Below are 19,616 nucleotides of genomic sequence, written 5' to 3'. Positions count from 1 at the left end.
TGTCTTGTGGATAACCTTTGCGGCAGTACACAGGAGCGACATTGTGAAAACAGTAGTGATTAAACGGGACGGTTGTCAGGTACCTTTTGATGAGGTGCGAATCAAGGAAGCGGTCGAGCGCGCAGCGCTGGCAGTTGGCGTGGTAGACGCAGATTATTGTGCAACTGTTGCTCGTGTGGTCGCTCAGACGATGGAGAACCAGCCGAAAGTTGATATCCGCGACATCCAAACTGCGGTAGAAAACCAACTGATGGCCGGTCAATATAAGCAGCTCGCCCGAGCTTATATCGAGTATCGCCATGACCGGGATATCTCGCGCGAACTGCGTGGTCGCCTGAATCAGGAAATTCGCGGTCTGGTAGAGCAAAGTAACCAAGCGCTGCTGAACGAAAATGCGAATAAAGACAGCAAAGTCATCCCAACTCAGCGGGATCTGCTGGCCGGTATTGTCGCGAAACATTACGCCAAACAACATATTTTGCCACGGGATGTGGTTTTGGCTCATGAGCGCGGTGAAATTCACTACCACGATTTGGATTACGCGCCGTTCTTCCCCATGTTCAACTGCATGCTGATTGACCTTAATGGCATGCTGACCCAAGGTTTTAAAATGGGTAATGCGGAAATTGAGCCGCCAAAATCTATTTCTACCGCCACCGCAGTGACCGCTCAGATTATTGCGCAGGTCGCCAGCCATATCTATGGCGGCACAACCATTAACCGTATTGATGAAGTCCTGGCGCCATTTGTCACGGAAAGCTTTAACAAACATAAGGCGGTAGCCGAAGAGTGGCAGATCCCCGATGCCGCCGGTTATGCTATGTCGCGTACTGAAAAAGAGTGCTACGACGCATTCCAATCACTGGAATATGAAGTCAATACCCTGCATACCGCCAATGGCCAGACGCCGTTTGTCACTTTCGGCTTCGGGCTGGGCACTAGCTGGCAATCGCGCATGATTCAGCAGGCGATTCTGCGTAATCGCATTGCCGGTTTGGGCAAAAATCGCAAAACCGCAGTGTTCCCGAAACTGGTTTTTGCTATCCGTGATGGTCTAAACCATAAATTTGGCGATGCCAACTACGATATCAAACAGCTGGCGCTAGAGTGCGCAACCAAGCGCATGTATCCAGATATTCTCAATTATGATCAAGTGGTTAAAGTTACTGGCTCTTTCAAAACGCCAATGGGCTGCCGCAGCTTCTTGGGTGTGTATGAAGAAGATGGCAAGCAAATCCACGATGGCCGTAATAACCTTGGGGTTATTAGTCTTAACCTGCCGCGTATTGCATTGGAAGCCCAGGGCGATGAAGCAAAATTCTGGCAATTGCTGGATGAGCGCCTGTTGCTAGCCAAGAAGGCCCTGATGACCCGCATTGCGCGTCTGGAAGGGATCAAAGCTCGCGTGGCTCCTATCCTATATATGGAGGGGGCTTGTGGGGTGCGCTTGCAAGCGGATGATAATATTTCAGAAATCTTTAAAAACGGCCGCGCATCTATCTCTCTGGGCTTCATTGGTATTCATGAAACAGTTAATGCCCTGTTTGGTCATCATGCACATGTCTTTGATGACGAAAAATTACGTGAAAAAGGCGTGGCTATCGTCGAGCGTATGAGACAAGCCACTGATAACTGGAAAGAAGAAACCGGCTACGCCTTTAGTTTGTACAGCACGCCAAGTGAAAACCTGTGTGATCGTTTCTGCCGTCTGGATACCGCAGAATTTGGTGTGGTCGAGGGTGTCACCGACAAAGGCTATTACACCAACAGCTTCCATCTGGATGTTGAAAAGAAAGTTAATCCGTATGACAAACTGGACTTCGAAGCGCCTTATCCACCATTGGCTAACGGCGGTTTCATTTGTTACGGCGAATACCCGAACTTGCAGCACAACCTCAGAGCGCTAGAGGATGTCTGGGATTACAGCTACAGCCGAGTGCCTTATTACGGCACCAATACGCCGATTGATGAATGTTATGAATGCGGTTTTACCGGCGAATTCTCTTGTACCAGCAAGGGTTTCACCTGCCCGAAATGTGGTAATCATGAGCCGTCGAAAGTGTCGGTCACCCGTCGGGTATGTGGTTATTTAGGCAGCCCGGATGCACGGCCATTTAACGCCGGTAAACAAGAAGAAGTGAAGCGCCGCGTTAAGCATTTGGCAAACGGACAACTGGGCTAACCCACCAAAGACGAAGGCCCAAAGTAATTGGAGTTGCAGGTAGGCAGCAAGCGAACTTATCCCGATGAGCTTACTGATGTAAGTGATTCGGGTAAGTGAACGTAGCGAACACCCCTGCGGCTTCAAGTACGAGGGAGGCACTGATTATGAATTATCATCAATATTATAGTGTCGATGTCATCAACGGCCCCGGCACCCGCTGCACACTGTTTGTCTCCGGCTGTGTGCACGAGTGTGTGGGCTGTTATAACAAAAGCACCTGGCGACTGAATTCGGGTAAACCATTTACCCAAGAAATGGAAGATCGGATAGTTGCGGATCTGAATGATTCGCGCATCCATCGGCAAGGGTTATCCCTCTCCGGCGGTGATCCGCTACATCCGCAAAATCTGCCCGCCATTCTGCGATTGGTAAAACGTGTACGCCAAGAGTGCGACGGCAAAGATATTTGGGTCTGGACCGGCTATACACTGGCTGAACTGACCACCGAGCAGCTACAAGTGGTTGATTTAATTAATGTACTGGTCGATGGTAAATTTGTGCAAGACCTAAAAGACCCTTCACTTATCTGGCGCGGCAGCGGTAACCAAGTTATCCATCACCTGCGGTAATTTATTTTAGCCATTCTGTTCACTATTCCATTCTGTGCTTTCCAATGCGCAGAATGGTGGTGGCTATCGCTGTTCATATCTCCCCCCAAAATACACTTTCCCTTGTAAAAATCGCGTTATCAACCGCGTAAAACTTCATCGTTCTGCCATCTCAGCTTAACCCTACTGTCATTAAAAACCGCCAGCATAGCGGTGAGAAAACTTACGGGCTATCACCATGACACTCCGCCACCTGCTCATCAATATTGCTACTTTTGTTGTTTCAGTGTGGATGGCTGTCGGGAGTGTTGATACATAGAGAAGGGTTATCTGCCATGCACTTATCTAGACCACCGACCAGTTATCCCACCCGCTATCAACAAATTGCGGCCCAGTTAGAGCAAGAGTTGCGCGGCGCTTATCGCTGTGGCGACTATCTGCCTTCCGAGCAACAATTGGCTGAACGCTATCAGGTGAATCGCCATACTCTGCGCCGCGCCGTCGATGAACTGGTCGAGCGCGGCTGGCTGCAACGCCGGCAGGGCATCGGCATTCTGGTGTTGATGCGCCCTTATGATTATCCGCTGCATGCCAATGCGCGCTTTAGCCAAAACTTATTAGATCAGGGCAGTGACCCCACCAGTGAGCGCTTACTCGCGGTTTTACGCCCCTGTATTGAGCATGTCGCCAAAGCTCTGTCTTTGGATGAAGGGACGACAGTGATTCATTTGCGCACCTTGCGCCGAGTCAATGGTGTCCCAGTCTGTGTTATTGATCACTACCTGCCAGACCTGAATTGGTGGCCTGCATTACAGCAATTTAACTCCGGCTCACTGCATCAATTCATCGCCCAACATCTACAACAGCCATTAAGCCGTAGCCAAACTCGCATCAGCGCACGCCGTGCTCAAGCCAAAGAGAGCCGCTTGCTGGAAATCGCCACCCACGCCCCATTGCTCTGTGTGCGCACCTTGAATATTGGAGTTGCTAGCCAGCAGGTGGCGGAGTATTCCGTCAGTCTGACCCGCGCTGACATGATTGAACTGACCATGGAGCACTAAATGGAAAGTACCTCGAGCACGCGGCAAGGCTGGATGTCAGTGTTGGCCCACAGCCAACCGGCGCAATTACTTGCCCATTGGCAACCTTTGAATCTATCACCGCAATATCAAGTCATTCGTGCTCCCGAAATTGGTTTAAACCAATTGCAGGCGCGGATGGGCGGTACTGGCCGCCGATTTATTCTGGGCGATATGACCATCACCCGCGCGGTTATCAAACTCGACGATAGCGCGGACACCTACGGCTACAGCTACATTGCCGGGCGCAATAAGCCCCATGCAGAACTTTGTGCCGTGTTGGATGCGTTATTACAGCTTTCAATAATTAACGGTAAACCTGCTGGCCTGAGTGAATTGTTACTGAAAACCGTCATTCACCCACTGGCGGCGATACAGCAAGAACGGCGGGAATTACGCGCCCAAGCTATCGCCACCAGCAAAGTTGATTTCTTCACCTTAGTGCGAGGAGAAGATTAATGAGCTTATTAACCCATTTCGACCAACCGGTTGATGATGCCCAACATGCTTTTCGCCGTATTCTCAAAGCGTTAAGTGAGCCTGGGGTCTTGATTTCGCTACCCCATAGTCGCGGCTGGCCACCATTAAATCCCGCCGCCACCAGTATTTTGCTGACTCTGGCAGATCAGGAAACGCCGCTCTATTTAGCACCAGCGCTTAACAGTGATGCCGTGCAGCAGAATGTGCGTTTTCATTGCGGAGCGCCCCTGACGGCCAGCATCAGTACCTCCAGCTTTGCCTTATTTGACCATGAGATAACCGAAGATTTGCTGGCTAACTGCCCGGCGGGTAATGAACTTTCGCCGGAGCACTCCACCACGGTCATTCTTCAGGCCGAAAACCTGCATCACGGCGTACCTCTGCGCCTACGCGGGCCGGGAATTGAACACTACCGCACGGTCGCGCCGCAATTACCCTCTGCGGTGCTGAATTACTTGCTTAACCGCCCCGCCGCATTCCCTGCGGGACTCGATTTTCTACTCACCTGTGGCGAGAACCTAATGGCAATCCCACGCACTACCCATGTGGAGGTGTGCTGATGTACGTTGCCGTCAAAGGGGGCGAAAAAGCCATTGCCGCCGCCCATCAGTTACTGGAACACCAGCGCCGTGGCGATACACAAATCCCGGCGGTCGATTGCGAACAAATTGAGCAACAGCTAGGGCTGGCGGTGGATCGGGTGATGACCGAGGGCGGAATTTATGATCGCGAATTGGCCGCATTGGCCATCAAACAGGCCAGTGGCGATCTGGTGGAGGCCATTTTCCTGCTGCGCGCCTACCGCACCACTTTGCCGCGTCTGGCAGTCAGCCAACCGCTGACCACTGGCAATATGCGGCTGGAGCGCCGTATTTCCGCCATTTACAAAGATTTGCCCGGCGGCCAAGTGCTTGGCCCGACTTACGATTACACCCACCGGCTACTGGATTTCACCCTGCTGGCCGCAGGAGATGCCCCGCGCCCGCCCAATAGCAGGGAAGCATCGTCAGAAGATTTATCGCAAGTTTTTTGCGCCCATGTGTTTGATTTATTGGCCCAAGAACAATTAGCGCATGTTGAGCAAGATGACGATACCCCGCCGGAAGATATCACCCGCAATCCGCCGGTTTACCCATGCAATCGCTCGGCACGGCTGCAACAACTGGTGCGCGGTGATGAGGGGTTCCTGCTGGCGCTAGGATATTCCACCCAGCGCGGTTATGGCCGCACTCACCCATTCGCCGCCGAGATCCGCACGGGCTACCTGACAATTTCCATTGAGCCGGAAGAACTGGGATTTGCCATTGATATCGGCGAAATCCTGCTGACCGAATGCGAAATGGTGAATGGTTTTGTCAGCCCAGAGTCAGAACCGCCGCACTTTACCCGCGGTTATGGGCTGGTGTTTGGCCGTGGAGAGCGCAAAGCCATGTCGATGGCACTGATGGACCGCGCCCTGCAAAGCCGGGAATATGCCGAAGATGTCACCAGCCCGGCGCAGGATGAAGAATTTGTATTATCCCATGCCGATAATGTCGAAGCCGCCGGTTTTGTCTCTCACCTCAAACTGCCCCATTACGTGGATTTCCAAGCCGAACTCGAGTTACTCAAGCGCCTGCGGTGTGAGCATTTACTTACTTTACAACAGCCATCCACTCAGCCACTCACTTCACAACCGCAGGAGCCGCGCCATGACTGAAATCCTCGCCGGTTATAATCTGGGCTATCTGGATGAGCAAACCAAACGCACCCTGCGCCGCGCGCTACTCAAAGCCGTGGCCATTCCCGGCTATCAGGTGCCATTTGGCGGGCGTGAGATGCCGATGCCCTATGGCTGGGGCACCGGTGGAATTCAGCTAACCGCCTGTTTGATTGGCCGCTATGACGTGCTGAAAGTGATCGACCAAGGGGCTGATGACACCACCAACGCGGTGTCGATCCGCCGCTTCTTCCAGCGGGTCAGTGGGGTCGCCACCACGGAAAAAACCACTGACGCCACCTTGATCCAGACCCGGCACCGCATTCCAGAAACAGCGCTGACTGAAGATCAAATTCTTATCTATCAAGTACCTATCCCAGAGCCACTGCGCTTTATTGAACCGCGCGAAACTGAAACCCGCAAAATGCATGCTTTGGAGGAGTACGGCGTGATGCAGGTCAAACTGTATGAAGATATCGCCCGCTACGGCCATATCGCCACCACCTATGCCTATCCGGTGAAAGTGAATGACCGCTACGTGATGGACCCGTCGCCAATCCCGAAATTTGATAACCCCAAGATGCACATGATGCCCGCGCTGCAACTGTTTGGAGCCGGTAGGGAAAAACGTCTGTATGCCCTGCCGCCCTTTACCAAGGTAGAAAGTCTGGATTTCGACGACCACCCGTTTACCGTGCAGCAATGGGATGAGCCTTGCGCCCTGTGCGGTTCGCGCCACAGTTATCTTGATGAAGTGGTGATGGATGATAAAGGCAGCCGGATGTTTGTTTGCTCGGATACTGATTATTGCCAGCAGCAATTGGCTGAGGCCGCTGCACCAGAGGTAAATATCCCATGATTTCACAAGCCGCTATTTTAGCATCCATTACTTTAAAAACCCCCGTCGCCCATCCGCTGTTGTCGGTGGAGAATCTCACCCATTTGTACGCGCCGGGTAAGGGGTTCAGCGATGTCTCTTTCCAACTGTATCCCGGTGAAGTATTAGGGATTGTTGGCGAATCTGGCTCGGGGAAAACAACTTTGCTGAAATCCATTTCAGCCCGCCTGACACCGCAACAGGGGCAAATTATTTACCGCCCTGATGCACAGCAAGCACTTGATTTATATCAGATGGCAGAAAGCCAACGCCGCCGTTTACTGCGCACTGAATGGGGCGTGGTTCATCAGCATCCACTTGATGGGCTGCGGCCACAAGTCTCGGCGGGCGGCAATATCGGCGAACGGCTAATGGCCATCGGGCAGCGCCATTATGGCGAAATTCGCCAACAAGCAGGCCGCTGGCTGGAGGATGTCGAGATCCCATTATCCCGTCTGGACGACATGCCCACCACCTTCTCCGGTGGGATGCAACAGCGGCTGCAAATTGCTCGCAATCTGGTGACTCATCCAAAACTGGTGTTTATGGACGAACCGACTGGCGGTCTGGATGTGTCGGTGCAAGCACGGTTGCTGGATTTACTGCGCAATCTGGTGGTGGAAATGCAACTGGCGGTGGTGATTGTCACTCATGATTTGGGGGTTGCCCGCTTATTAGCTAACCGCCTGCTGGTGATGAAAGAGGGCCGGGTTATCGAAAGCGGCCTAACTGACAGGGTGTTGGATGATCCTCACCATCCTTATACCCAATTACTGGTTTCATCCGTGCTGCAAAACTGATTGAGAGCTGACTATGAACTCCCTGCAACTGCCCATGACTCCCCTGCAACTCAAAGTTGAAAATCTCAGTAAAACCTTTGTGTTACACCACCAGCACGGCATTCGTCTGCCGGTGCTACATCAAACTTCGCTGGAAGTCAGCAGTGGAGAATGTGTCGTGCTACACGGCCATTCCGGCAGCGGAAAATCGACCTTACTGCGCTCCTTATATGCCAATTATTTACCCGACAGCGGCCATATCTGGGTGAAACATCAGGGTGAATGGCTGGATATGGTGAGCGCCGAAGCTCGGCAGATTATGGCCGTGCGCCGCCATACTGTGGGTTGGGTCAGCCAATTTTTGCGGGTGATCCCGCGGATCAGTGCATTAAATGTAGTGATGCAGCCCTTGCTGGAGCTAGGGATTGACCGGCAAATCTGCCAACAGCGGGCGCAAGACTTGCTAACCCGCCTCAATGTGCCGCCGAGATTGTGGGATTTGGCCCCCTCCACCTTTTCCGGCGGCGAACAACAGCGGGTCAATATCGCCCGTGGTTTTATCGTCGATTACCCTATTTTACTGCTGGATGAGCCGACCGCCTCACTGGACAGCACCAATAGCGCGGCAGTGGTTAGCCTGATTGATGAAGCTAAACAGCGCGGAGCGGCGATTGTCGGGATTTTCCACGATGAAAACGTGCGAAATCATGTCAGTGACCGCCTACTGACCATGACCCCACCGCCCTCTAATGTCAGCACGGAGATCTCATTATGATCCTCAATAACATTAATCTTATTCTCGAGGATCAGGTGGTCAGCGGATCACTGGAAATCCAGCGGGGTGTGATCCGCAGTTTCAGTGATCGCCCGACACAACTTTCAGCGGCTCTTGATGGACAAAATAGCTGGTTATTGCCGGGATTGATCGAGCTGCATACTGATAATCTCGACAAGTTTTTCACCCCGCGCCCCAATGTGGATTGGCCCGCGCATTCAGCAATGAGCAGCCACGATGCGCTGATGGTGGCCAGCGGCATCACCACGGTGTTGGATGCCGTGGCTGTCGGCGATGTACGGGATGGCGGTCATCGGCTGGATAATCTGCAAAAAATGATTAATGCGGTGGTTGAGAGTCAGCGGGCGGGATTGAATCGAGCTGAACACCGGATTCATTTACGTTGTGAATTACCCCATGACAGCACCTTGCCACTGTTTGAAGAACTGATGATGCAGCCAGAGCTTTCATTGGTTTCTTTGATGGATCACTCGCCGGGCCAGCGCCAGTTTGCTTCACGGGCTAAGTACCGTGAATATTATCAGGGGAAATATCATCTTAATGACTCGCAAATGGCAGAATTTGAAGAAGAGCAAATCAGCCTTTCAGCCCGCTGGTCAGGGCAAAACCGGCAGGCCATTGCCGCTCACTGCCGCCAACGGGGCATTGCACTAGCCAGCCATGACGATGCCACTGCCGAACATGTGGCGGAATCACAACAATTGGGCAGCGTCATTGCCGAATTTCCCACCACCGAAGTGGCGGCCAGGGCTTCGCACCAACATGGGTTACAAGTTTTGATGGGTGCGCCCAATATTGTGCGCGGTGGCTCCCATTCCGGCAATGTGGCGGCGCACCAACTGGCGACACTGGGCGTATTGGATATTTTATCTTCCGATTATTACCCCGCCAGCTTGCTGGATGCGGCATTCCGTATCGCGCAGGACTCGACCAACAGCTTCACTTTGCCGCAAGCGGTCAATCTGGTGACACGTAACCCGGCCAGGGCCTTGGGGCTGGAGGATCGCGGTGTCATTGCCGAGGGAAAACGCGCGGATTTGATCTTAGCTCGCACCCATGATGGCCCGCAGGGTCAACATGTTTACGTGCAAAATGTCTGGCGGCAAGGAATACAGGTGTTTTGATGGCGCGCTTAATCTATCTAATGGGCGCTTCCGGTGCCGGTAAGGATTGCCTGCTGTCCGCACTACGGGCAGCAATGCCCGTCAATATGATGGTAGCGCACCGCTATATTACCCGCGAGGCCCACGCGGGCGCTGAAAATCATATTGCGCTGAGTGAGCAGGAGTTTTTATTGCGCGCCGAACAGGGATTATTTGCGCTGTGTTGGCAAGCACATCAGCATCATTATGGGGTGGGAATTGAGATTGATATCTGGCTGCAACGCGGGCTGGATGTGGTGGTGAATGGCTCCCGCGCTTATTTACCTGAGGCCCTACGGCGCTATCACCACCAATTACTGCCGCTGTGTCTGACCGTTTCGCCCGCTATTTTAGCCCAGCGTTTACAGCAACGTGGCCGTGAAAACAGTGAGCAAATCGAGGCGCGTTTACAGCGGGCGCAACATTATCAGCAACAACTGCCAGTTAACTGCTTGCAACTTTGCAATGACGGCGAGCTGTACCACACACTGGGGCAATTGCAGCAATTACTGGCAATCGGCTCGTCATCAGAACACACCAAAGAGAGTCAATCATGGAACTGACATTGTTAGGAACCGGATGCGCCCAACAGGTGCCGGTGTTTGGCTGTGAGTGTGTGATTTGCGCCAAAGCCAGAGTGCAGCCCGCGCTACGCCGTAAATCTTGCAGTGCAATGTTGCGTTATCAGGGGGAAACGACCTTGATTGATGCGGGGTTGCCGACACTGGATCAGCAGTTTGCTGCGGGGGAAATTCAGCGTTTTTTGCTTACACATTACCACATGGATCATGTTCAGGGGTTATTTCCGTTACGTTGGGGGTGCGCAAATGCGATCCCGGTCTATGGCCCTGCGGATCCTGACGGCTGTGACGATCTGTATAAGCACCCAGGAATACTGGCTTTTCAGCCGCCATTAAGGGCATTTCACCCGATTAAATTTGGCAATTTACGGGTCACGCCAGTGCCCTTAAATCACTCAAAAATCACCTTCGGCTATTTACTGCAAAGCACCAACAAAATTATCGCCTATTTGACAGACACCATTGGGTTACCGGCTGATAGCGCGCTATTTTTAACCAGTAAAAACATTGATTTACTGGTGCAAGATTGCAGCCATCCGCCACAGGATCTTTCACAAAATAATCCACCGCCACGTAATCATAATGACGTGACAATGGCGCTCGCCATCAGTGAGTTATTGCAGCCCAAAGCCACTTTACTGACCCACATTAGTCACCAGTTGGATGTCTGGGCGCTCGACAACACACTGCCCGCCGGCATCACTATTGCTCAAGATAATCAGATAATTAGCTTATAATAATTGCTCCCCAAAGTCATTGGAATCGCAGGTAGGCAGCCAGTAAACGAATTCCGATGAGCTTACGCCAGTAAGTGATTCGGGTGAGTGAATGCAGCTAACACCCCTGCGGCTTCAAGTACGAAGGGGATGTTGCATTTGAGCTGATGATAAAACCGTCACGCCCTCTTTCGGCGGAGCAAAAGCTTGATCCAGCAGCGCTTGCGCCACATCTTTGGCTTTAATTAAGCGCCATTTATCAGGTAATAAGGCAAATAGCGGGGCGCTGAGACTTTCCATTAATCGTGGTGCCGTGCGCTGACCCGCCAGCATGGAAGGCCGGGCGAAAGTAAGTTGTGGCCAGCCCTGAGCTTGCAAATCCCGCTCAGCCTCACCTTTGGTGCGGTTATAAAACAGCCATGAATTTGGATTCGCCCCTATCGCGCTCACTAGCAGGAAATGCCGCGCACCAAGCCGCAAACCGGTTTCACCCGCTGCCAGCACCAGCCGATAATCCACCTGCCGAAACGCCGCCTGACTGCCCGCTTGCTTACGGGTGGTGCCCAGACAGCAAAAAACTAAATCCACTGGCTCATTGAGTGTTTTTAGCAACTCGCCGATATTCTCGCCTTGCGGATTAATCAGTTTATTCATAGCAGCCAATGGCTTACGAGTTGGCGCAATAATAGATGTCACGCGGGCATCCAAACGTAGCAAGCGCAGTAATTCGCCCCCTACCAAACCACTTGCCCCCAGTAATAGTACCTTCGCCATCTAACCTCCCAATAAAAACACTAGCACCACCCAACATGGAGACAATCATCAAATCAATTGTTATGAATAATAAATACCAGAAACACCAAGACATAGCGAAGAAACTATGCCCAAAGTCATTGGAGTTTTGCAGGTAGGCGGCAAACGAACTTATCCCGATGAGCTTACTCAAGTAAGTGATTCGGGTAAGTGAGAGTAGCTAACACCCCTGCAACTTCAAGGACTAAGGGCATGTATTCCAATACAATTTCTTGCCAAAACCAAGGGTATTATTGGTCATCTTGATTTCCAGCAAATTGAGCTGCCAGAGGGGAGCGGAGGCGACTTTAGCCACCGGGAAACGGCGGCAATAGCGCTGGCGGGCGAGGTGTTCGGCATCGCCCGTTAATTCAGTTATTTCGCCGCGATATTGAATGCCTTTTATCAAGGCCACGGTACGCGGTTGGGTGGCAATGGTTCCGACAACCTGCGGGTTTACCTGCATCAGCTCGCCGTGGCGAGTGTGTTTTTCTGTCATCAGATAAAGCGCCATTTGGGCTTCATCAAAGACATAAAAACAGTTGGCGCACCACATATCCATACCGCTGCCAGCGCACAGCGTCAGGACATGTTGCTGGCGCAGGAAGCGGGTAATGGAGATCAGGTCATCAGGGTTATTCACGTCACTCATATTCACATCACTTTCCAGCTAAAAACAGCTTTCAGTGTACATCAACTTTAGCTCGATTAACTTTTGCCTCTATTAGCTTTTACCTCTATTAGCTTTGCCACATCAGACGGTCGCGTGATGTCAGGGTGTCTGCTGGCAAAGTGGCGAGCACCGCCTGATAGCGTTTGGCCTCTTGTGGATAGCCCCGAGCCGCCTGTAATAACAGCCGCAATGCGCTGTCATAATCAATGCCGCGCAAATCGCGGTAAGGCCACAATTCGGGTTCCGCAATAAAAGGCAGTAAATAATCAATGCCTTGCTGCACATTACGGCCATCCTGCACCCACTCCCAGCGGCCTATTTCTACATGCTCGCCGTAGCGGCACAGCAGCAAATGCGCCTCCATATTGAATAAGGAATAATGGAAAGGCACGGTGCGCTCCAGTTCCATCCATTGCTTACCGTCTTGCGCTATTTGTGCCGCCAGCCGTTGGGTTATCCCCTGGCGAATAATGGTGGAAACCAGCCCACGATCGCCATAGAACATCGCATTTGCCGCGCGCTGCACGTCATACCAGGTGCCGTGGTTGTTGTGCCAGACATATTCCGAATGGCCCACTTCGCTGTGGAACATCCAGTGGTTAAAGTCACGGAACCACTGCTGCAACACCGCGGTATCCTCGGTATCCAGTAGCTTGGCGGGCAATATCAACCCAATGGTATCAATCACCATCCACATCAGCCGGGTATCGATTAACCCCGTCCCACGGCCAGAAACAATGCCGGGGATGGCCTGACCATAATTCAAGTGCGGGTTCATCCGGGTTTTGGCATCTAAAAACCAACAACGGATCTGCTCTGCCGCCACCTGAGCATAGCGGCTATTTCCGGTAAAATAGTAAGCCAGTCCGAGGGTTAGGCAGCGGTCACACATCCGTTCAATGCGCTGCGTGTCGGTATCGTCATTCTGGCTCTGTGGATTGGTATGTCCATCGCGACGCACATAAGGCAATCCATTGGGCTTACGCGGATTCGGCCACCAGTAAGTGCCAAAACTGTAATAATCGTGAATGTCGCCACTGACGGGCAGTAGCGTTTTGTGTGTCACACTTTCCGGCGGTTGATCGCGCAATGCATCGGCTTCACTTAATAACCGGCGCAATGCCGGTTGTAATGGTGAAAATGGCTGCTGCAATACCGCTTTCGCTTTGGCAAGGCAATCCACATCGAGCGTGTACAATTTCATTGGCGTCATGGGCATTGCTTCCTTTATGCAGCCTGACTGGCAACCCGCACGCCAGTGGCGGCATCAAAAATGTGGATACCGGCCAGCTTAGGCTGCAAATACACGGTCTCCCCTGCATTCACCGCCAAACGCTGTTTGAACACCGAGGTAAAGCGGCCCCCACCAGTGCTGCAAAATAGCTGCATATCCGAGCCGGTATTTTCAATCGCGGTAATGGTTGCTTTCAGTGCGCTGGCGTGGTGCGTTTCATCCACCACATTGACCTGCTCCGGACGAATGGCATACACCACATTTTGCCCATCAGTCACTTGCAAACCGGCTGGCAATGTCAGCAAAGAGCCGTCTTCCAGCCGCAGCAGGAATTCTCCATCCTGTTGTTGATCTCCAGTATTGAGCACTACGGTGCCTTTCAACTGATTGATCTCCGGCGATCCGATAAAGCCGGCGACAAATAGATTGGCGGGACGATCGTAAAGATCCAGTGGCGAGCCGACTTGCTCAATGCGCCCATCGCGCAACACCACGATCATCTGCCCCATAGTCATAGCTTCAATCTGATCATGAGTGACATACACCGACGTGGTTTTTAGCCGCTGATGTAATTCGCGGATCTCGCCCCGCACCTGAGTACGCAATTTGGCATCCAGGTTCGACAAGGGTTCGTCGAACAAGAACACTTGTGGGTTACGCACGATGGCACGGCCCATGGCAACTCGCTGGCGCTGACCACCGGACAAATCTTTCGGGAGCCGCTCCAACAAAGCTTGTAAGCCCAGTAATTCCGCCGTGGATTCCACTTTTTTATTGATATCCGCTTTGGACATTTTGGCCATTTTCAGCGCAAAACCCATGTTCTCGCGCACCGTCATTTGCGGATACAGAGCATAACTTTGGAATACCATGGCAATGTCGCGCATCTTGGGTTCAACGTCAGTGACGTCTTTATCATTGATGCCCACCGTGCCGCCGGAGATCTCCTCCAGCCCGGCGATCATGCGCAGTAAGGTGGATTTTCCGCAGCCGCTCGGGCCAACTAACACGCAGAACTCACCGTCAGGGATTTCCAGCGATACATCGCGGATCACATGGGTGTCACCGTAAGATTTACAGACATTTTTAAGTACAACCGATCCCATTTTGTTTCTCCCTAGCCTTTAACCGCGCCAGACATGATCCCGCGATTGAAATGTTTTTGCAGACCCAGATACACGATGATGCTTGGCAACATCGCCAACAGAGTGATGGCAATAAAGATATTTGGTGTGATGGTCTCGTCAGTGCGTAATGTGCCGAGGATCACCGGAATAGTGTTCAAACTGTCCTGATTCACCACAATCAGTGGCAACAGGTATTGGTCCCAAATCATGATAAAGCCGAAAGTCACCACCGTGCCCAATGCCGGTTTAACCAGCGGTAAGATGACGTGGAAGAAGATTTGCCATTCACTGGCACCATCAATGCGCGCCGCCTCTTCCAGCTCTTTCGGGATAGCCGCCATAAACTCGGTCAGCACGAAGATAGAGAAAGCCCAACCCACGACCGGCAGGATCATGCCTAGATAGCTGTTGTACAGCGAGGCATCAATCACCGGCAGCCGCCAGTTGATTATCATATACAGCGGGATGGCGATAACTTCTTCCGGCAGCATCATGGTCGACAGAATAATCAAGCTGGTCAGCGAGACCCCGACAAACTTTTTACGGGCTAGCGCATAGGCCGCCAGAGCACTGACCGACACCTGTAAAATGGTGCCGAAGAACACCACGACGATGGAGTTCAGCAGGTATTGCCAGACGCCGATATCCATCCAGGCGAAGATAAAGTTATCCCACGAGAATTGATTGGGCCAGGCCAGCAGCTCCCCCGGTTTTACCGGTGTGCCGCTGAATGCGGTGGCAATGATGCCCCAATATGGGCCGACAAAAACCACCAGCAACAGACCATAAATTACCCAGCGGCCGATACTGTTCCAACTTTTACTTTTCATTACCAGTCTCCGGCTCGGGTTAGTAACGGGCTATACGCTTTTTCAATGTGAGATGACAAATAGTCAGCACCACAGTGAAAGCGAATAACAGGAAGGACACCGCTGACGCATAACCATAATCAAACTGTTCAAAGCCCAGCTTGTAGATATGAGTCATTATCATTTCTGTCGCATTAGACGGGCCGCCGCCTGTGGTGGCATAGACTTCAGCAAACACCCGGAAACCACGGATAAATGACAGCATCAGCACCACAGAAAGCGCGGGGATCATGCCCGGCAAAGTGACGTAACGCAGACGGTTCCACCAGTTAGCGCCGTCCACATTCGAGGCGTCGTACAAATCACGGCTAATCCCCACCAGACCCGCAATAAAGATAACCATGTTGTAAGGCACGGCTTTCCAGATATGCAGCAGCATCACGGTCCACAGCGCTTGGTCGGTATCGGCCAGAAAACCCTGCGCTTCAATGCTAAACCACGACAAAATGTGGTTGACGACACCGTTGCTGGTCGGGTTAAACAGAATTCGCCACATTTCGGCGACGATCGCTGCACTGGTCACCGCTGGCAAGAAGATTGCAGTACGGATAAAACGCAAATGCCGCGCTGGCCCTTCCAATAGCATCGCTAAGAAGAAAGCGATAAAAGCGGCCACCACCATGGTGACCACCACATATAACAGGGTGTTGAAAACCGCAGAATGCAGTGCTTCATCACCCATCGCGCGGGAAAAGTTGTCAAACCCGACCCACTCATTTGGCTGGTTAAAGTTAACCTTGTAAAAACTCATCACCAACCCTTGTAGCATCGGGATGAATTTAAACCAGGTGAAGATGACCAGTGCCGGGGCCAAGAACAGCCACGGAACCAGATTACGTTTTAGTCGGGGGGTTAGCGTTATCATGATTTACTCACTGCCCTAAGACATTCTGTTTAGCCAACTCATCATTCACTTTCTGATTCACTGCTTTTAATTCAGCAGGAATATCACCTTCACAGTTGGCTAAGATGCGGTTGAAACCTTCAGCAGTGACCTGACGAATTGGCGTCCAGTTAGGTACTTGCGGAATATAGCGGCCATGTTCGGCGTACAAATCTGCAAACATTGCCCAGCGTGGGTCGTTATAAACTGCTTTGGTATCAACCAGTTTATTAATGGATAAGCGCACGACCGGCATATTGTTGCTGCCCATGCCCATGCCGATTTGTTGGCCTTCAGGTGAAATCATGAATTCTATGAATTTCTGAGCAGCTTCTTTTTTCTCGCTACTTTTCATCATAAATACCGTGGTACCTTCGGCCAGTGTTGCCTGCCCTTTTGGCCCTTTTGGCGGCGGGATCACTTCAAAAGCATCTTTACCAGGATCTTTATCAAATAGAGCAATATGGTATGGGCCGGTGACGAACATGCCGCTTTGACCGGAGCGGAAAGAAGGGATGGCATCGGCGGTGGTGGCATTAATCGCGCCCGGCTGTGCCGTTTTGTCACACACCATGCCGCGAATGAAGCTCAGTGTTTCAACTGCTGCGGGTTCTTCCAGTGAGCCTTTAAATTTGCCCTCACCGGCCGGGCGAATGAAGTCACCACCGGCTTGCCACAGATAGGAGCTGATAAACCAGCTGGTGTAACCACGGGTGGTGGAGGCAGGCAAAATAAAGCCGTAAGTATCATTTTTGCCATTACCATCGGGGTCATTAAAGGTAAAGGCTTTGGCCAGAGTGCTGATATCTTCCCAGCTTTTCGGTAACTCTAACCCCAGTTTTTCGCGCCAATCTTTACGGATAAACAAAGCAAAAGTTTGTGCTGAAGTGGGTACGCCATAATATTTACCATCAATATATTGGGCACTCTCCCAAGCGGTATCTAAGATATCTGACCCGCCAATAATATTTTTCGGTTCAATCGGCTCAACAATACCGAGCTGAACAAACTGCCCGATAGCCGCCGCATCGTTGAAAATCAAGTCCGGCAAAGCATTACCGGCCGCAGCCCTTGCCAGGCGCTGTTCAAAATCGGTGGTGGCATTGAAATATTCAATTTTGATGCCGGTTTTCTTCTCAAAAGTTTCAGCTTCTGCTTTATAAATATTTTTTGAATCATTACTGGCGCGTATCCACACCTGTAATGTCTCTGCTGCGTGGAGAGAAGGAACTCCCATGGCTAAATAAGTTAACACCAGCAAAGATTTTATTTTTACTTTTGACATTATCATTTTTGTCTTCATCTTAGCGTCCTCGTTGAAATCTAATTTTTATGAATTTACCCAGAAGTTTAAATAACAGAATAAAATCACGAAACACTCGACAACATTAGAACTCAGAGGAAAACAAAAAACTACACCATAAAAAACAAAACTTAATTCCATTTTAAAATTTATGCTTAAGATCACACTTGAAAAATGAGACAAAATAACAATTAAGTTAAATTAACATTTAAAAACATGAAGTTATAATCTTCATTTAAAAAAACAAAAAAACCGTGTCATTATTTAAATTGCCTAAAAAATGTCTAAAATAGAGATTTAATTTGATGCCAATCACAATTTAAATCATTTATTCACAGATGATTTATAATATCGATCTAGATCACAAAAGTCCTAAAACTTTACCCTAGAATTCAAATCCATCTGAAATGAAACAGCGTTCTCTTTATTGATAATGCACCAATAAATTTAATAACCTTGTTTTTTGAAAGGTAAGGAAAACTATTCATTAAAAATGAATAAATTAATTAAATTAACCAAGACACTTTATTTTTAATCATGTAAATCATAAAAAATAAGGAAAGTATGATGAAAATGTTGGGTAAAAATAACCTATTACTGGCTATTCTTCTTGGCTCCTCGCCCTTTATTTACGCGGCAGAAAGCCACCCATTATTATTAAAGATGGATGATATAAACTATAGCATTGACCAAATTAAACAAAACAATCCGCTATATGAGAAATCCTATAAAAATCTGATAGCTAAAGCAGACATTGCCCTGAAAGCGCCGCTCTACTCTGTCATGGATAAAAGTCTGTTGGCCGCCAGTGGTGATAAACATGACTATTACAGCTTCCCGCCTTATTGGTGGCCGGACCCAAGTAAGAAAGACGGCATGCCTTATTTACGCAAAGACGGCGAAACGAATCCTGATGCCAATAGCGACGCGACTGATAAAAAACGCATGAACAGCTTCAGTGCCGATGTCTATTATCTGGCATTAGCTTACAGCTTTACCGGCAAGCCAGAGTATGCCGAAAAAGCACGCGATTTATTGGTCAATTGGTTCGTCAACCCTAACACCCGAATGAACCCGAATCTACAATATGCTCAAGCTATTCCAGGCATCAATGAAGGCCGAGGTATTGGCTTGATAGATAGCCGGGCACTGGTAGACGTGATTGATGCGGTGGAATTGATAAGGCCCGCAAATGTCCTCAATGACGCCGACTATCAAGCGATCAAACTTTGGTACAAAGATTTTTATCAATGGATGACCACCAGCCAAAATGGTTTCGAAGAGGATAATTGGCATAATAACCACGGCACCTATTTTGATATGCAAGCCGCCTCTTTTGCGTTATTCAGCGACCAAAAAGCCGCCGCACAAAAACGCTTAGAAATCACGCAACTGCGCCGAATTCCGTCACATTTTGATATGCAAGGCCGCCAAAATGCAGAACTGGAACGCACCCGCCCATGGCATTACAGTAATTTCCATCTGGAAGCCTACAACAAGCTGGGCCGCCTGGGTGAAGTCGCCGATAAAGATATCTGGAACTTTAGCCTTGATGAACACAGTTTGAAAAAAGGCTATCAATATGTCGCGGGCTTTATCAATACCGACCAGGTTTGGCCGTACAAAGACTTGGACGGGGTACAAGATAAAAAAGCCTTGGTCAATATGATAACGGCCGCCCGCGCCTACCCGGCTGACACTGATTTCCAACAGAAAGCGCAATACCTGATTGCCCAATATCCGGATGCCGTTGAAATCCTGCTTTACCCAATAACACAGCCATTGAACACAAAAAAATAAGCACCGCGAGGACA

The 19,616-nt window shown here is 50.5% G+C and carries 20 protein-coding genes; 13 read left to right on the top strand and 7 right to left on the bottom strand.

The annotated features are described in order from the left end of the window. Nucleotides 1-43: 43 nt before the first annotated feature. From nrdD to phnP, 12 genes are all read left to right on the top strand, one after another. Nucleotides 44-2,182 (top strand): anaerobic ribonucleoside-triphosphate reductase, encoded by a 2,139-nt coding sequence (gene nrdD / locus OP863_RS02585; RefSeq protein WP_145585951.1) that lies wholly within the window; start codon nt 44-46, stop codon nt 2,180-2,182. Nucleotides 2,183-2,328: 146 nt separating this feature from the next. Next, nucleotides 2,329-2,793, top strand: a complete 465-nt coding sequence (gene nrdG / locus OP863_RS02580; protein ID WP_265525849.1) for an anaerobic ribonucleoside-triphosphate reductase-activating protein — start codon at nt 2,329-2,331, stop codon at nt 2,791-2,793. Nucleotides 2,794-3,107: 314 nt separating this feature from the next. Then, entirely contained in the window at nt 3,108-3,833 is a 726-nt protein-coding gene (gene phnF, locus OP863_RS02575) for a phosphonate metabolism transcriptional regulator PhnF (protein WP_038636716.1), read from the top strand. Continuing rightward, the gene (gene phnG, locus OP863_RS02570) at nt 3,834-4,310 is read left to right on the top strand and encodes a phosphonate C-P lyase system protein PhnG (protein WP_145588229.1); all 477 of its coding nucleotides are present in this window, start codon (nt 3,834-3,836) and stop codon (nt 4,308-4,310) included. Beyond that, on the top strand, nt 4,310-4,891 hold the full coding sequence (gene phnH / locus OP863_RS02565; protein ID WP_265525848.1) for a phosphonate C-P lyase system protein PhnH: 582 nt from the start codon (nt 4,310-4,312) through the stop codon (nt 4,889-4,891). The genes phnG and phnH overlap by 1 nt, the downstream gene beginning before the upstream one ends. Then, nucleotides 4,891-6,030, top strand: a complete 1,140-nt coding sequence (locus OP863_RS02560; protein ID WP_265525847.1) for a carbon-phosphorus lyase complex subunit PhnI — start codon at nt 4,891-4,893, stop codon at nt 6,028-6,030. The genes phnH and OP863_RS02560 overlap by 1 nt, the downstream gene beginning before the upstream one ends. Beyond that, entirely contained in the window at nt 6,023-6,889 is an 867-nt protein-coding gene (locus OP863_RS02555) for an alpha-D-ribose 1-methylphosphonate 5-phosphate C-P-lyase PhnJ (protein WP_038636728.1), read from the top strand. Before OP863_RS02560 ends, OP863_RS02555 begins: the two co-directional genes overlap by 8 nt. After that, nucleotides 6,886-7,707, top strand: coding sequence for a phosphonate C-P lyase system protein PhnK (gene phnK, locus OP863_RS02550; RefSeq protein WP_265525846.1), 822 nt, complete (start codon nt 6,886-6,888; stop codon nt 7,705-7,707). The genes OP863_RS02555 and phnK overlap by 4 nt, the downstream gene beginning before the upstream one ends. Before the next feature lie 34 nt (nt 7,708-7,741). Further along, a complete protein-coding gene (gene phnL, locus OP863_RS02545; RefSeq protein ID WP_322740186.1) occupies nt 7,742-8,461 on the top strand; it encodes a phosphonate C-P lyase system protein PhnL in 720 nt (239 codons plus the stop codon). Then, nucleotides 8,458-9,606 carry an alpha-D-ribose 1-methylphosphonate 5-triphosphate diphosphatase gene (gene phnM / locus OP863_RS02540; RefSeq protein ID WP_145591775.1) on the top strand — a complete coding sequence of 383 codons (1,149 nt, stop codon included), beginning with the start codon at nt 8,458-8,460 and terminating at the stop codon, nt 9,604-9,606. The genes phnL and phnM overlap by 4 nt, the downstream gene beginning before the upstream one ends. Then, a complete protein-coding gene (phnN, locus tag OP863_RS02535; protein WP_145591774.1) occupies nt 9,606-10,187 on the top strand; it encodes a ribose 1,5-bisphosphokinase in 582 nt (193 codons plus the stop codon). The genes phnM and phnN overlap by 1 nt, the downstream gene beginning before the upstream one ends. Beyond that, nucleotides 10,178-10,942: a phosphonate metabolism protein PhnP gene (gene phnP, locus OP863_RS02530; RefSeq protein WP_265525844.1), complete on the top strand. Its 765-nt coding sequence runs from the start codon at nt 10,178-10,180 to the stop codon at nt 10,940-10,942. The genes phnN and phnP overlap by 10 nt, the downstream gene beginning before the upstream one ends. A gap of 114 nt (nt 10,943-11,056) precedes the next feature. Here phnP and OP863_RS02525 read toward each other — a convergent pair whose 3' ends face one another. From OP863_RS02525 to OP863_RS02495, 7 genes are all read right to left on the bottom strand, one after another. Then, on the bottom strand, nt 11,057-11,695 hold the full coding sequence (locus tag OP863_RS02525) for an NAD(P)H-binding protein (protein WP_050291552.1): 639 nt from the start codon (nt 11,693-11,695) through the stop codon (nt 11,057-11,059). A 223-nt stretch (nt 11,696-11,918) separates the two neighbouring features. Then, a complete protein-coding gene (locus OP863_RS02520; protein WP_186368343.1) occupies nt 11,919-12,365 on the bottom strand; it encodes a YhbP family protein in 447 nt (148 codons plus the stop codon). A gap of 88 nt (nt 12,366-12,453) precedes the next feature. Continuing rightward, entirely contained in the window at nt 12,454-13,599 is a 1,146-nt protein-coding gene (locus OP863_RS02515; protein ID WP_038636747.1) for an alginate lyase family protein, read from the bottom strand. A 14-nt stretch (nt 13,600-13,613) separates the two neighbouring features. Then, nucleotides 13,614-14,726, bottom strand: a complete 1,113-nt coding sequence (locus OP863_RS02510; protein WP_145588243.1) for an ABC transporter ATP-binding protein — start codon at nt 14,724-14,726, stop codon at nt 13,614-13,616. Between the two features lie 11 nt (nt 14,727-14,737). Further along, nucleotides 14,738-15,577 (bottom strand): carbohydrate ABC transporter permease, encoded by an 840-nt coding sequence (locus OP863_RS02505; RefSeq protein ID WP_265525843.1) that lies wholly within the window; start codon nt 15,575-15,577, stop codon nt 14,738-14,740. Between the two features lie 19 nt (nt 15,578-15,596). Further along, on the bottom strand, nt 15,597-16,481 hold the full coding sequence (locus OP863_RS02500) for a carbohydrate ABC transporter permease (RefSeq protein ID WP_005156239.1): 885 nt from the start codon (nt 16,479-16,481) through the stop codon (nt 15,597-15,599). 7 nt (nt 16,482-16,488) lie between these two features. Continuing rightward, nucleotides 16,489-17,802 carry an ABC transporter substrate-binding protein gene (locus tag OP863_RS02495; RefSeq protein WP_038636758.1) on the bottom strand — a complete coding sequence of 438 codons (1,314 nt, stop codon included), beginning with the start codon at nt 17,800-17,802 and terminating at the stop codon, nt 16,489-16,491. A 567-nt stretch (nt 17,803-18,369) separates the two neighbouring features. On the opposite strand from OP863_RS02495, the gene OP863_RS02490 reads away from it, so the two are divergent. After that, nucleotides 18,370-19,602: an alginate lyase family protein gene (locus tag OP863_RS02490; RefSeq protein WP_186368342.1), complete on the top strand. Its 1,233-nt coding sequence runs from the start codon at nt 18,370-18,372 to the stop codon at nt 19,600-19,602. Nucleotides 19,603-19,616 lie beyond the last annotated feature (14 nt).

The sequence above is a fragment of the Yersinia sp. SCPM-O-B-9106 (C-191) genome (assembly GCF_026183365.1).
Lineage (GTDB): Bacteria > Pseudomonadota > Gammaproteobacteria > Enterobacterales > Enterobacteriaceae > Yersinia > Yersinia rochesterensis.
This window is presented reverse-complemented; position numbering and strand designations above follow the sequence as displayed.

Bases quoted from the DNA above. Each gene is read 5' to 3' on its own strand.
- phnP (WP_265525844.1), top strand. From the start codon at position 10,178: ATGGAACTGACATTGTTAGGAACCGGATGCGCCCAACAGGTGCCGGTG.
- OP863_RS02510 (WP_145588243.1), bottom strand. From the start codon at position 14,726: ATGGGATCGGTTGTACTTAAAAATGTCTGTAAATCTTACGGTGACACC.
- OP863_RS02505 (WP_265525843.1), bottom strand. From the start codon at position 15,577: ATGAAAAGTAAAAGTTGGAACAGTATCGGCCGCTGGGTAATTTATGGT.
- phnG (WP_145588229.1), top strand. From the start codon at position 3,834: ATGGAAAGTACCTCGAGCACGCGGCAAGGCTGGATGTCAGTGTTGGCC.
- OP863_RS02555 (WP_038636728.1), top strand. From the start codon at position 6,023: ATGACTGAAATCCTCGCCGGTTATAATCTGGGCTATCTGGATGAGCAA.
- phnL (WP_322740186.1), top strand. From the start codon at position 7,742: ATGACTCCCCTGCAACTCAAAGTTGAAAATCTCAGTAAAACCTTTGTG.
- OP863_RS02525 (WP_050291552.1), bottom strand. From the start codon at position 11,695: ATGGCGAAGGTACTATTACTGGGGGCAAGTGGTTTGGTAGGGGGCGAA.
- phnF (WP_038636716.1), top strand. From the start codon at position 3,108: ATGCACTTATCTAGACCACCGACCAGTTATCCCACCCGCTATCAACAA.
- phnH (WP_265525848.1), top strand. From the start codon at position 4,310: ATGAGCTTATTAACCCATTTCGACCAACCGGTTGATGATGCCCAACAT.
- phnK (WP_265525846.1), top strand. From the start codon at position 6,886: ATGATTTCACAAGCCGCTATTTTAGCATCCATTACTTTAAAAACCCCC.
- OP863_RS02490 (WP_186368342.1), top strand. From the start codon at position 18,370: ATGAAAATGTTGGGTAAAAATAACCTATTACTGGCTATTCTTCTTGGC.
- phnM (WP_145591775.1), top strand. From the start codon at position 8,458: ATGATCCTCAATAACATTAATCTTATTCTCGAGGATCAGGTGGTCAGC.
- phnN (WP_145591774.1), top strand. From the start codon at position 9,606: ATGGCGCGCTTAATCTATCTAATGGGCGCTTCCGGTGCCGGTAAGGAT.
- OP863_RS02500 (WP_005156239.1), bottom strand. From the start codon at position 16,481: ATGATAACGCTAACCCCCCGACTAAAACGTAATCTGGTTCCGTGGCTG.
- OP863_RS02495 (WP_038636758.1), bottom strand. From the start codon at position 17,802: ATGAAGACAAAAATGATAATGTCAAAAGTAAAAATAAAATCTTTGCTG.
- OP863_RS02520 (WP_186368343.1), bottom strand. From the start codon at position 12,365: ATGAGTGACGTGAATAACCCTGATGACCTGATCTCCATTACCCGCTTC.
- OP863_RS02560 (WP_265525847.1), top strand. From the start codon at position 4,891: ATGTACGTTGCCGTCAAAGGGGGCGAAAAAGCCATTGCCGCCGCCCAT.
- nrdG (WP_265525849.1), top strand. From the start codon at position 2,329: ATGAATTATCATCAATATTATAGTGTCGATGTCATCAACGGCCCCGGC.
- OP863_RS02515 (WP_038636747.1), bottom strand. From the start codon at position 13,599: ATGACGCCAATGAAATTGTACACGCTCGATGTGGATTGCCTTGCCAAA.